Below are 12845 nucleotides of genomic sequence, written 5' to 3'. Positions count from 1 at the left end.
GCCCACAGATCTCGCACGGGCAAGGTGACGAGAGGAGCTGCATGTCGGATCTTGAACAGCCCATCGCGACGTCGGCGGAGTGCCTGCCGGTGATGCTGGCGGCCAGATGGGTGCTCGGCGGCAGGACGCCGCGCCAGCACCAGGAACGGTACGAAGCGTTCCTCGACGTGATTGACGACGAGTTCACGGCAGCCGAGATTACGGTCGGTTGCGACAGTCGCACCTACGCCAACAAGGAACTGCTGCCCGTGTGGCTGGAGGACGTTGCCGCCGGCCGCGAACCCCCAGCGGCGACCGAGCGCCTGCTCCGCCGGGAAGCGGAGCGCGTCGGCGACCGTGTGCCCGACCTGGCGCGAAGGCTCAAGAGCGCACTCGAACGGGCTTGCCGCGCATGGTCGCACATGCTCCAGGGGATCGTACTGGCCAACGCCGGCGACATCGTCGCGATCTTCCACGAGGACCAGCTGCAGCTCGGCTGGGACCTGCACGACCTCTTCCGCACTGTGCTGCCATGTGCGCGACTGCGTACGCGCGAGGTCTCCTGGCTCGTGGGGCGCGTTCCGGCCGTGCTCGGCCTGTTCCTCAGCGAGCGCGAGAGCGGTCTGATCGGATTGGTTCTGGAGCGGGAGCACACCCACAAGTTCGACGCCGAGACGTGCGCCCTGTTTCTGCGCAACGCGGTCACGCTCCTGGGCCGACCGGAGCTCGCCTCGTACGTGGAAGCCGATCTCAGTACTGCCGCTTCGGAGCTCGAGGACCGCTACGAGCCGGCGCCGGCTCTCGGCCTCCCGCATTCAGGGTTTGGCACCGGCTTCCGGGACTTCGGACTCACACGTGCCGATCTGCTGCCCGCCTTGCAGGCGGCCTGGAACGGGAGGGAAGTACCCGCGCCGAAGCGTGCCCGCGGCCAGAAGGCGTAGCTGTCGAGACGAGGACGCTCCGATCGCCGGTCCGTTCCCGGGGAGCCGGAGCCCGACCGAAGCGGCTCGGGCTGCGGTGGCAGGATGGCCGCGTGGCGGATACGAGTAATGAGCCGGCCGAGCTGTTCGACGGCACCGCGCCGTACTACGCGGCCTACCGGCCGGGCTACGACGAGCGGATGTTCACCCACGTCGCCGAGCGCATGGGCCTCGACGGAACCGGATGGGCACTGGACCTGGCCACCGGCACTGGAGCGGTGGCCCTGCCCCTGGCCCGCCTGGTGAGCTCGGTGATCGCCGTCGACCCGCAGCCGGGCATGCTCGCGGAAGCCCGCGCACTCGCCGCAGCCGCGAGTGTGACCAACATTGAGTGGCGCCTTGGCGAGGCGGCACAGTTGGCCAGCATGGACCTGCCGCCGCTACGGCTAACGACCATGGGAGCCGCCTTCCACTGGATGGACCGTGCCGCCGTCGCCCAGGATCTGGACACCCTCATCGACGATGGAGGCGCGATCGTGCTGGCCTCCGGCGGCGCTCCAGGCGACATCGCCCCGCCGCCCTGGTCGGACACGATCAGGGAAGTCCGGATCCGGTACCTCGGCCCGGAACGCCGGGCCGGGCGCGGCACCTACACGCACCCGGCCGAGCAGCACCAGGAGGTGCTGGCCCGCTCCCCGTTCTCCCGTGTCGAGACCGCGCACTGGGACCGGACGATCACCCGAACCGCGGACGAGATGGCCGGCTTGCAGCTCTCCTACAGCTACAGCAGCCCACGCCAACTCGGCCCAGACACGAGGGCGTTCGCGGAGGATGTCCGCGACGCCCTGCTGGCCTTCGACCCATCCGGCACCTTTGAGCAGACGATCCGCACGGAGGCGATCATCGCCCGTCGCCCGTGACGGAGCCCATTGTGGGATCCGTCAGCGTGAACTCAAGCAGCGGGTCCGTCACCACCGCGCGCCAGCGTTCGCGGTGGCCGGCGGCGCGCAGCCGGAAGTACACGGTCTCGCGGCGCTCGTCGCCTGCGGTGCCGAAGTGGCCGCCGATGTTGTGGGCGAGTAGGTAGTGGACGAGGACCAGGCTTCCAGCCGCGCCAGTCACCTGGAGCGGGGTGGGCAGGTCCACGGGCGGGTAGGGCGCGGCGTCGCGTAGTGCGTCCGCGCCGTGGCGGCGCAGCCACGCTCCTGTGCTCAGATGCGTACCCGGCCACACCCACAGGTTGCCGCGGTCGTGCTGGCGCTGGTCAGTGAGTAGGAGGCCGGCCAGGACGGTGAAGGTGCCCGGGCGGCCGTCGTCCTCGGTGGGGGTGAGGCCGTCGACGTGCGGGGCGCCGGGGTGGCGAGCGTGCGGTGGCAGGGTGAGTGCCAGCTGCGCGACCTCCGGGTCCGGCAGGGCGAGGTCGGGCCGCAGGAACGGGCGGACGGCGCCGCTGATGCCACTTTCCTTGTAGAGGGCACGCAGGCTGGGGTGGTCGGTGAGGGTCGGCCATAGGAAGTAGGGGCCGGTGAGGTTCGGCGCGGGCGGCTGGTTGGCCAGGTGGTCCGTGATCAGCGAACGCCAGCGGCGAAGGTGTCCGACGCTGAGGACATCGGGCACGATGCAGTAGCCGTTCCGGCGAAATTCCGTGACGAGAGAGCGAGTTGTCGTCTCCATCTCGCAATGGAAGCGCCAGCGGGCTGGGATGGGCAACAGGATTTCCGGGTCCGGTGATCAGACAGGTGTAGTACTCGGTGGCGAGGATCTGGAGGCATGGCATCGATGTGGGGGCGAGGAGTGCGGGCCATATTTGGACCCTGGTCGCGGTGAGCGTGCCGACCGGAATGCAGTAGCTGTCGTACCGAAATGCGGTTTTCACGTTGAGAGTTGGCGGCAGCGGCATGCTCACCCTGTCGCCGGTTGGCATGGATCCGGCTGTTGACGGATCCCGCATGTCGTCTCGTGTTGCCTCCTGCTCCGCGGCCGTTGCCCAGAGGTAGGCCAACGCCAAGGCTGGGGGTGGCGACGGTTTCGGCACCGACCACATGATGGCCAGGCCGCCAGTCCGTCCGCCCACCACGCGGGCACCCGAAGGGGGATCGGCCAAGAGCGCACGGTGTGCGGGTCGAGACCGCCGCTGGAATCCCACAGCGCGTGCAAGAGGAGGCACACATGACGGATCTTGAACTGATCTCCGAAGTGAATGACCGCGGATACGCAGTCATCTCGGCGCCCGCGACGGCGGACGACCCGTTCGACGCGCACAGGAACGTCGCCCGATCGCTGGGCTTGGCCGATGCCTACACGCCAGTCCTCTACAGGGATTCGGAGGTCTGTGACGTGGTGGGCCAAGTGGGGCCCTACAACGAGATTCCCCGGGACAGCTCCTTGGTCCTCCCGTGGTCCGAGATGCCGGGACAGCAGTTCCATGTGGACGGCCTGCTGGAACCGCTCGATGGGATCAAGACCACCGTTCTGCACTGCCTGGAGCAGGCGTACTCCGGCGGCGAGACGGAGCTGTTCTTCTCCTGCGAGGCTTTCCTGAAGCTGTCGGCTGCCGATGAGGACGCGGCGATGAGCCTGTTGCACCCTGCGGCGTTGACGCGGTTCGCGACCATCGCCGTGTCGGAACCCACCCGACTTCGCGCCGCAGGGCCGGCCTTCGGAAAGGTCGACGGGGAGCTGGCCACCCGCTTCTCGGATGGGACGACCGAGCTGTGGAACACCGCGGGGAACCCGGCTTTGCAGCGGGCGCTCGACTACCTGCGCGGGCCGGCACTCGACGCACATCGTGTGCGCATCCGTCTCGAGCCCGGTGACATGCTGGTCTTCCGAAACGACCGGGTTTCGCACCGTGGCTGCGCCTACCAGAACGGCGTTCGGCCGCGTCGGCTCACCCGCTCCATGTACAGCAGTGCGCCGTACCATCGGGCCCTGGACAGGTAGAGCCAGGTTTGGTGCCCACCGCGGGTTTCGGCCGGTCGGCGCGAGCCCGAGCGCAGGCATCCTGCGGGAAGCGCGCCGACCGTCCAGGCACAGACCCCACTTGTTCGGCCGGATCGCGACACTGGCCGAGCAGGTGGGGCGAACGTCGTGGACGGTCGGCGCCGTCAGTCCGAAGGGGCTGACAGCGCGGGGTCAGGCCGAGATGCTGAGGAACTCGGCGACGGTCGGGACGTGCCGGTGCTGGCCCAACTGTGTGCGCAGGTCGCCGAGAGTGCTGGTGGAGCGGGCTGAGTCGACGCCGCCCATCGCGTCGATGACGTGGTGCCCGATGGCGACGGCGGCGTCGAACTCGCCGAGCGCCAGATGGGCCTCGGCGCGTCGGGCCTCGTAGATGACGGTGCCCCGAATCTCGCGTTCGGTGTCGTACGGGTCTTCTTGGGTGGCGGCGGCGGTGAAGTGGTCGAGGGCTTTTCGAGGCTCGCCTAGGCTGAGTGCCGAGCTCGCGGCGACTTGGTGGATCTCGCCCCGTGACAGCCAGTACAGGGCGGGCAGGTCGGCCTCGATCGCCTCGGCGTTTTCGTATGCGGCGAGCGCGTCGTCGATGTGGGCGTAGGCAGCGGTGCTCTCGCCGGCCTTGGAGTGGGCTCGGGCCGCGCGGGCGTGGAGCATGGCCCGTACGCGGGGTGAGGAGATCTTCTTCCGGTCGGACAACGCCGCGTCGATCAGGTCGAGCGCGCCCCGAGGATCGCTCTTCTCGGCGTTGTAGCGGAGATTCGCCCAGAATCCGAGCACGAGGGCGCCCAGAGTCGGGTCCTGGGCGGTGGCGGCGGCGCGCAGGGCGGTGACGAAGTGCCGTTCGGCGGCGGCGTGCCGGCCCTCGTCGTAGGCGCACCATCCGGCCAGCCGGGACGCCTCGGCCGCGGCGGCGAACAGCTGTCGACCGGTCTCCTCGGTGTAGGTGGCGTTCTTGATCCGGTCCCGGATCATCTGCAGTTCGAAGACGGCGCCCTGGTAGACCTGTTCGGATCCCACGGTGTCGTCGAGGTGCCGAAGCGCGTCCAGACGAAGTTCGAAGAGCTGGGCGTCGCTTGCGCCAGCTCGGCGGCCCGTGGTGGGGAGGGCGAGCGAGACGTCGGCGGTGGCCCACTGGGCGAGGATCGCCCCGAGCGCGCCGGTGGACGTGATGAGGAAGGCGCGCCGGTCCACGTGACCTCCTAGGTCAGTCAGTGAGAGGACCGTACCCGCTGCCGTCCAGGGCGACTCCAGGACTATGCCATCGTCGTGAAGCGCCAGGTACAGGAAGTCCGGCCAGCCGTACCGGTCGACGTCCGCGAGGTCGATGCCGTGGTAGCGGGCCATGGCCAGCAGCGCGGGCCTTTCGGGAGTTACGCCCTTACGTGTCCAGCGTGTGAGCTTCTCTCGGCGCACGGCCATCGCTCCGAAGCCCAGTTCCTGGTGCGCCTGGTCGATCCGGGTGAGGTAGCGCGTGGCACTGAGGCCGTCGCGGACCAGCAACGTGGTGAGCGGATGGACGGTCTGCCCGACCTCGACCGCCTTGGCCACGATGTCCTCCCTGCAGTGGTGTCAGCTCCAGCTTTGACGACTGGTCACCACTGATCAAGCCCGTCGTGTCGGAAGGCAACACGGAGCAACACGAGGCAGCACGAGGCAACGCGCGGCGGCTTCCGTCACCGCCCCGTGCGGGCGGACAGTAGCGATCCCGCCGGCGTTCCGGCCCCGATCGAGCCGCAGCGAACGGAAGACGCGCGGCCAGGCGGCCCCGCCACCTACGGCCCCAACGGCGCTCCGCAGCACCGACCTTGCCGCACGCCCGGCCCCACCCGGCGGAATCCCGGCGGTCCCGGTTCCCGACAACGGAGGTACTGACATGAACTCCACGGCCCGTAGCAAGGGCCCGGCCGAAGTCCCCGAGGACGGCGCAGCCGCGAGCCTGGGCCACGGGAGCGTCCAGGGCAACCCGCTCCTGGTGTTCTCCGAATCTGTCATCCGGCACGACGGAGCCGCTGGCACCCGCGGCTTTGTGGTGGCCCCGGTGCGTCAACTGCACAGTCCCCAGCCTTCGGGCGGCGGGTCCCACATCCTGATCGCCCACGATCTGACGCCCGCAGACACCTCCGCCCTGGACCTCACCCAGGTCTCCGCATTCTGCACCGCCGCCGGAGGCCCCACCTCCCACGCCGTACAGGTCGCCTACAGCCTCGGCATCCCGACGATCGTCGCAGCCGGCGACCAGGTCCTGACCGTCCCGGACGGGACGATGTGCGCCCTCGACGGCGACACCGGCACCCTCTACAGCGAGCTCACGGAGAGCGACCTGGCCGCCGCGACCGCCCACCGCGACCGGCGCGCGACCCGGCCGCGAGCGCGGGCCAACGACGGAAGCACGCCGGTCACCCTCACCGGCACGATCACGCGACCTTCCCAGGCCGCCGAACTCCGAGCGGCCGGCGCCGACGGCCTCGGCCTGCTCGCCACCGAGCTGCTGTTCCTCGGCCGTGAACAGGACCTCACCGACGAGGAACAGCACTACCGGGCCTACCGTGAGATCGCCCGCGCCGTCGGCGGCGCTCCCGTGACCCTGCGAACGCTGGACATCGGCGGAGACAAGGACATGCCCGCACTTGGGCTGCCCCGCGAGGACAATCCGTTCCTCGGAGTGCGCGGCCTTCGCCTGAGCCTGCGCCGACCGGACCTGTTCCTACCTCAGTTGCGGGCCGCCTACCGGGTCGCCCGCGACGAAGGTGCCCAACTGCGCCTGATGTTCCCGATGGTCACCCACGTCGAGGAATTCCTCCAGGCCGCCGAGGCCGCCCGCGAGGTGCAGGCCGAACTCGACGCCCCCGTTCTGCCCCTGGGCGTGATGGTCGAGGTCCCGGCCTGCGCCCTGGCTGTCGACCAGTTCGCCGGGCACGTCGACTTCCTGAGCATCGGCACGAACGACCTCGCCCAGTACCTCACGGCAATGTCGCGTACCAGCGCGGACCTCGCCCGCAACATCGACCCGCTGCACGTAGCCGTCACCCGCACCGTGCGGGCGGTGGCCCAGGCGGGCGCCGACCACGGCATCCCCGTGTCCGCGTGCGGAGGACTGGCGGGCGACCCGGCGGGCGCCGTCGTCCTGACCGCCCTGGGAGTCACCGCTCTCACCGTCGCCCTGCCGTACCTGCCCGAGGTGCGCGACACCCTCGGCCGGACGGACGCCACCGCCCTGGCGACGATCCGCGACCACGCCCTCGACACCGGTGGCAGCCGGCACCTGCGGGACCTGGTCACCGAACTGCTCGACCTCTGAGCAGGCCACCACCAACCCGCCCAGTCTCACTCCTTATGGGCCGCCACACCCGTGGCGGCCCGGGAAGGCACCACCATGCCCTCACCTGCACCGCGGCCAATCAGCGTCCTGCTGGTCGGCGGCTGCGGCCACTGGGCCGCGGCCGAGAACCACATCCCGGCCATCCTCACCCTCGAGAAGAACGCCCCCGTTCGTGTGGCAGCCATCTGCGACCCCCGCGACCCCTACAGCCCGGCGCTCCTGGCGCACATGCCCGACCTCGACACCCTCGTGCAGCGGGACAAGCCCGCGTGGATCAAGCCCCGCCCAGGTGAGACGCCTGACCGACTCGAGCAACAACTGCAGCAGGCCTACCAGGAACACCGCTTCGACGCGGTCATCGTCGCCTGCGACCCCGTCGCCCACTACCCCTACCTCAAGTGGGCCACCGACCAGGGCATCCACGTCCTGTGCGACAAGCCGATCGTCTGCGTCGAGGACGCCGCCTGGAACCCCGAGCACGCCGCCGAGATCCACCACCGCTTCGACACACTGCTCCGTGCCCACCGCGACCGGCCCGGCCACCTGTTCGCGGTACCCCTGCGGCGACGCGCCAACGACGCCTTCCTGCACGTCGGCGAGCTGATCCGCGAAATCCACGACGACCACAAGCAGTCCCTGACCATGGGCCGCATCGACGTCGCCGGCGGCCACTTCCGCCTCCCCGAGGAGTACGCGCTCGGCAACGCCCACGGCTACACCCACGGCGTCGGGGCGCTCAGCTTCAGCAGCTACCACTACCTTGACGAGCTGACCCGCTACCTCCTGCTCGCCCCCGGCCAGATCAGCGCACTGCGCCTGACCCTTCAGTACGTCCGCCGTGTCGGCGACCACCTGGCGACTGGGCAAAACGATGCCCTCGCGACTCTCCTGCGCCCCCGCTCCGAGGCCGGTTTGCCCGCCGCGGACCTCGCCGAGCGAGTCCTCCTGGCCGAGATGGACTTCGGCTTCACCGTGGACCTCCTCGACTCCCAGCAGCGGTCCCACGGCGTCCTCACCTACACCTTCACCTCCAACTCCCTCTCCAACCGCACCGTCGGCACGCTGGCCCATGACATCCAGGACGACGTCGCGTTCCGCGAGAAGGGCCGTATGTCGCAGTACGTCATCGACCTGCATCAGGGCAGCCTCCAGCACGTGCGGCTGACCAAGAACGACGCGGTCGGCGAGACGTACACCATCCGCGTCGAGCACCGGCGCAATCCGCTCATCGGCGGCAGCGGCCGGCTGGAGACCGTCTACGAGAACGCCCACACCAGCAGCGCCGTCACCCCCCGCGACATCACCGCCGCTTTCCTCGCCATGGCCGCCGGCGGAACCGCCAGCACGGACGTCACCGACAAGATCGCCTTCCTCGACGGCCAGGCCCTCACCCACCGGGTCTTTGCCGCCATGTACCAGTTGATCGCGACTAGCCACCACGACGCGATCCCCTGCCCGTCGGTCCTCGTCGACCTGCCCTGACCCACGGCGCACCACAGACAAGGAGCCGCACATGAACCGCCTCGTCCCTGTCGATCACGGCCTCATCTTCTACCCCCGCGGCGGATCCGCCCTCGTCGCGAAGAGCCTCACCGAACACCTGCGCGCCCAAGGCCGCCCCGCCCGGGTCTTCGCCGGATCCCTCGGCGAGCCCGGCGACTACTCCCACGCGCCCACCTTCTACGACCCGGCCCACCTGCTCGCCTCCGACTACAACCTCGCCGCGACCACCTACGGCACCGAGCTGGACCCCCTGGAGATGCCGGTTCCCCTGCACCCCTCCTACGAGGACCGCCCCGGCGTGCCGGACCGGGTCTTCGCCGCGGTCTCCCCTCGCACCAACGCGCATCTCGAGGACTACTGGACCCGCCAGTTCGCCGACCACGGCGCCGGTGAGGGCGGTCTGCTCCACCTGCATCACCTCACCCCGCAACACACCGCTGCCCGCCGCCTCGAACGCACCGTCGTGACGACCCTCCATGGCACCGACCTGAAGTTCCTCCAGGGCGCGCTGGACCATGTCCGCCGGCCCACCGACACCGGCCTGACCGTCGCCGAACTCGCCCAGCGCGAAGAGACGGCCGGCGACAGCACCGAGAGCCCGCGGGACGAGCGCTGGCGCAGCTGGGCCCATGCCGAGTTCTGGATCCAGGGCCTGCGGGAATACGCGCAGAGCAGCGAGCACATCGTCACCGTCTCGGAGCAGGACCGCGCCCTCGCTCACGAGCTGCTCCACATCCCCGAAGGCCGGCTCGAGGTCATCCCGAACGGGGTCGACGTCAACCTGTTCCGGCCCTGCCTCGCCCTCGACGACACCGGCAAGCGCAGCCTCCTGCACCGCTGGCTGGTCGAGGACCCGCAGGGCTGGCTGCCCGGCCGCAGTCCCGGCACGATCACCTATACCAACTCCGATGTGGACCGCATGCTGCGCGATGATGCCGGCTACCGGCGTCCCCTGCTGCTGTGGATGGGCCGTTTCCTGGGCTTCAAGCGCCTGGACCTGTTACTCCACGTCTTCGCCTCCCTCGGGGAGAGCGCGCCGGTGCGCCCGGCCCTTCTGGTGCTGGGCGGTTTCCCGGGCGAGTGGGAAGGCGAGCACCCGCACACTCTGGCCGACCGTCTGGGCATCGGCAACGACGTGTACTTCGCGGGATGGCGACCGCACGGTGACCTGATCGACGGCCTCAACGCCAGCGACCTGTTCGTGACGCCCTCCGTGGGCGAGCCGTTCGGGCTGGTCTGCCTGGAGGCGATGGCCTCAGCCACTCCGGTCGTCGCGACCGCCAGCGGCGGCCCGCTCGCCACTATCCGGCCGGACGGGCCCCGGCCTACCGGGTGGCTCACCGTCCCGGGCGATGCCGAGGACCTGCACGCCACCCTGCTGGACGCTCTCACCCGTCCCGGGGAGATCGAACGGCGCGGACGTCACGCCCGTGACTTCGTCGTCCGGCACTACAGCTGGCACACCATCACCGACCGGTACGCCCACATGTACGACAGGGTGCTGGCGAGCGTCCGCGCATAGCGACCACCAACCTCATGGCCGACTGGGAACGGCGGACCGGATCGACCGGCCGGAGGTTCTGCGCAAGAGCGTATGTGACTGGGATGGCTGCTCGGCCAGCTCCACCGTTCCGTTCGACGAGGAGGACGACCGCCTGGCAGCCCCTACGCGGGGCGAACGCGATGGCCGGGGCAGCGACATTCGCTGTCCCGGCCATCGCATTTCGGATCAGGCCGAGCCGCGGACGGTCGTACGGCCCACACTCATGTAGGTGAGGCCGAGTGAGGCCATTCGCTGCGGGTCGAGGAGGTTGCGTCCGTCGAAGACCAGGGGACGCGCCATGAGCGCCGCGGCCTGGTCCCAGGCGACGTCCTGGAGCTCTGGCCATTCCGTCACGATGATCGCCGCGTCGGCGCCGGTCATCGCTTCCAGCGGGGTGGCACAGCGTGTGGTCGACGGCCAGGGCGCGGAGTCGAGCTGGCGGACCAGCGGATCCCAGCAGCGGACCGTCGCGCCCTCGGAGAGGAGCCGGGAGGCGATGATCGTGCTCGGGGCCTCACGGACGTCGTCCGTTCCGGGCTTGAAGGCGACGCCGAGCAGGGCGACGGTCCGGTTATGGAAGGCGCCGCCCAGCTCGTCCTTCAGCCGCTGGATCGCGCGCCGTGGCTGCAGGTCGTTCACCTCGATGACGGAGGTGAGCAGCTGGAAGGAGTAGCCGGCGTTGCCGGCCAGGGCCCGCAGCGCTCGGGAGTCCTTGGGGAAGCAGGAGCCGCCCCATCCGACGCCGGGCCGCATGAAGTGCGGCCCGAGCCGGTGGTCGAGCCCGACCGCGCGGACCACGTGTTCGACGTCGGCGCCGGTGGCCTCGCAGATCGTCGCGATCTCGTTGGTGAAGCTGATCTTCGTGGCCAGCAGCGCGTTGGCGGCCAGCTTCACCATCTCCGCCGAGCGGACGTCCATCTCGGTGATCGGGCCGTCCACGCCTTCGTGCAGCTGGGCGACCAGCTTGGCCGTCTCGGGATCGTCGGCGCCGATCACCACCCGGTCAGGGTGCATGAAGTCCCGTACGGCGTGGCCCTCGGCGGTGAACTCCGGGTTCGACGCGTACCCCACATGCTGGAGACCGGCGCGGTCCATCGCGGCCCTGACCCTGGTGCCGGTGCCCACGGGCACCGTGCTCTTGACCACCACCGCTGCCAGATGACGAGCATCCCGCAGGGTCTCGATCACCTGCCAGATCCTGGACAGGTCGGCATCCCCGGAGGGCGTCGACGGGGTGTCCACGCACACGTACACGACATCGGCGTCGCGAACGGCCTCTTCCGCGTCCAAGGTGAACGTCAGGCGGCCGGCGTTCTCCGCGATCAGCGACGCCAGCCCGTCCTCATGGATAGGAACCCCGCCGCTCTGGAGGAGCTCGACGCGCTCCTTCTGGATGTCGCGAACGACGACGTCATGCCCCAGTTTCGCGAAGCAGGCGCCCGTCACGAGGCCGATGTAGCCCGCACCGAAAACCGCGATTCGACGTTGTCCCAGCATCGGTTCGCTCACCTTTCCGGCCTCGAAGCGCCCTGCCTGTCAGCCGCATCTGACCCTAGAGCATGCCGCAGGCTGCGTCCGTGGAATGACGAGCTGGCCACCCGCCACGTCGGGCGGAGGCCCTGCCACCGGCATCCGGCCAACCCGGAGCCGCCGCCTACTTGCCCTTCCGCTGGCGCTTGGGCTGGCGCTTGGGCTGGACCCGCTTGCCGACCGGACGCACCGAGGGCGTCGTCGGCTTCTTGAGCGTGGCCTCGGCAGCCTGCAGGATGGTCACGAGCTTGACCTTGAGCGCGTGGGCCTGTTCGGGGGTGGTGGCGTCGGCCGGCGTCTCCAGTAGATGCGCCTTGAGGACGGCCAGCATGTCCCACTCCCAGGGGCCCCGGTCACGGGGGCCGGGGATCAGCCGGACGTAGTCCTCGTCATACAGGTCGGCGAGCAGGGCGAGCGCGTCCGCGTCGCTGACGTCGTTGACCTGCTCGCGCTCTGGTGCACCGGTGGCTACGCTCTCCGCGCGGCGTACCTCCTTCAACAGGGCCAGCCGCAGGTTCTGCAGCATCGCCACGCGCCCGCCCGCGCCGCGAGCGATCCACGCCGCCGCTCCCGCGGCGATGACGTAGTCCACGGGGCCGACTTCCTCTCCGCCGGAGAGGTCCATCGGCTCGGTGCCGGGAGGGAAGGTCGCCAGCTTCTGCAGGGCGGCGTCGCGGAACTCCGCAGGTGCGAACGACTCGATCAGCGGCCGAGCGCCTTCCGCCACTGCCTCGTTGAGGAGGGGGCCGTGGTGTTCGATAGCCGTGAAGCCGTTGTTGACGACGCGCAGGGCTTCGGTGACCGCGAACTTGTAGCGGGGCGAGGGGTAGGGGAAGCGTCCCGGATCGTCGTCCCAGGTGCCGATCCGGTCCACCAGGGCGGCGAACGTGTCCGGCTCCTCGTCGACCAGCGCGATGATGCCGCGCAGCGCCATGCCGCTCATCCGGCCCATCCGCTCAACCAGCGGACGGGGCAGCTGATTCATCAGATCGTTCACCGAGTTTCCCTCCCGTACCCCTTCGGCGGCGCCGTGATGTCCGGCCGAGCTCATGGGAGCCGGCGACTCCGGAGAGCGGCGTCCGGCGGGCCACGT

10 protein-coding genes are annotated in these 12845 nt (G+C 69.8%); 6 read left to right on the top strand and 4 right to left on the bottom strand.

Features of this window, described 5'->3' with window-relative positions:
• Nucleotides 1-41: 41 nt before the first annotated feature.
• Both AB0D10_RS27540 and AB0D10_RS27535 read left to right on the top strand, forming a co-directional pair.
• Nucleotides 42-920, top strand: a complete 879-nt coding sequence (locus AB0D10_RS27540; protein ID WP_360261382.1) for a hypothetical protein — start codon at nucleotides 42-44, stop codon at nucleotides 918-920.
• Between the two features lie 92 nt (nucleotides 921-1012).
• Nucleotides 1013-1819: a class I SAM-dependent methyltransferase gene (locus AB0D10_RS27535; protein WP_360261380.1), complete on the top strand. Its 807-nt coding sequence runs from the start codon at nucleotides 1013-1015 to the stop codon at nucleotides 1817-1819.
• Here AB0D10_RS27535 and AB0D10_RS27530 read toward each other — a convergent pair.
• Nucleotides 1800-2573 carry a phytanoyl-CoA dioxygenase family protein gene (locus AB0D10_RS27530; RefSeq protein WP_360261377.1) on the bottom strand — a complete coding sequence of 258 codons (774 nt, stop codon included), beginning with the start codon at nucleotides 2571-2573 and terminating at the stop codon, nucleotides 1800-1802. The genes AB0D10_RS27535 and AB0D10_RS27530 overlap by 20 nt on opposite strands.
• A 495-nt stretch (nucleotides 2574-3068) precedes the next feature.
• On the opposite strand from AB0D10_RS27530, the gene AB0D10_RS27525 reads away from it, so the two are divergent.
• Nucleotides 3069-3842, top strand: a complete 774-nt coding sequence (locus AB0D10_RS27525) for a TauD/TfdA family dioxygenase (RefSeq protein WP_360261375.1) — start codon at nucleotides 3069-3071, stop codon at nucleotides 3840-3842.
• A 192-nt stretch (nucleotides 3843-4034) separates the two neighbouring features.
• Here AB0D10_RS27525 and AB0D10_RS27520 read toward each other — a convergent pair whose 3' ends face one another.
• The gene (locus tag AB0D10_RS27520) at nucleotides 4035-5405 is read right to left on the bottom strand and encodes a transcriptional regulator (protein WP_360261373.1); all 1371 of its coding nucleotides are present in this window, start codon (nucleotides 5403-5405) and stop codon (nucleotides 4035-4037) included.
• A gap of 325 nt (nucleotides 5406-5730) precedes the next feature.
• Here AB0D10_RS27520 and AB0D10_RS27515 point away from each other — a divergent pair, with 325 nt between their 5' ends.
• The 3 genes from AB0D10_RS27515 to AB0D10_RS27505 all read left to right on the top strand — a co-directional run bounded on the left by AB0D10_RS27515 (nucleotide 5731) and on the right by AB0D10_RS27505 (nucleotide 10201).
• Nucleotides 5731-7155: a putative PEP-binding protein gene (locus AB0D10_RS27515; RefSeq protein WP_360261370.1), complete on the top strand. Its 1425-nt coding sequence runs from the start codon at nucleotides 5731-5733 to the stop codon at nucleotides 7153-7155.
• 75 nt (nucleotides 7156-7230) lie between these two features.
• Nucleotides 7231-8658 (top strand): Gfo/Idh/MocA family oxidoreductase, encoded by a 1428-nt coding sequence (locus AB0D10_RS27510; RefSeq protein ID WP_360261368.1) that lies wholly within the window; start codon nucleotides 7231-7233, stop codon nucleotides 8656-8658.
• 31 nt (nucleotides 8659-8689) lie between these two features.
• On the top strand, nucleotides 8690-10201 hold the full coding sequence (locus AB0D10_RS27505; RefSeq protein ID WP_360261366.1) for a glycosyltransferase: 1512 nt from the start codon (nucleotides 8690-8692) through the stop codon (nucleotides 10199-10201).
• A 207-nt stretch (nucleotides 10202-10408) separates the two neighbouring features.
• On the opposite strand, the gene AB0D10_RS27500 is transcribed toward AB0D10_RS27505, so the two are convergent.
• Both AB0D10_RS27500 and AB0D10_RS27495 read right to left on the bottom strand, forming a co-directional pair.
• Complete coding sequence (locus tag AB0D10_RS27500; RefSeq protein WP_360261364.1) at nucleotides 10409-11719, bottom strand: UDP-glucose/GDP-mannose dehydrogenase family protein; 1311 nt, start codon at nucleotides 11717-11719, stop codon at nucleotides 10409-10411.
• A gap of 157 nt (nucleotides 11720-11876) precedes the next feature.
• Nucleotides 11877-12749, bottom strand: a complete 873-nt coding sequence (locus tag AB0D10_RS27495) for a hypothetical protein (RefSeq protein ID WP_360261362.1) — start codon at nucleotides 12747-12749, stop codon at nucleotides 11877-11879.
• Nucleotides 12750-12845: the final 96 nt, after the last annotated feature.

Origin of the sequence: Kitasatospora sp. NPDC048545, from assembly GCF_040651155.1 — a bacterium.
GTDB lineage: Bacteria > Actinomycetota > Actinomycetes > Streptomycetales > Streptomycetaceae > Kitasatospora.
The sequence above is the reverse complement of the archived record's forward strand: the minus strand, read 5'-3'. Positions and strand labels throughout refer to the sequence as shown.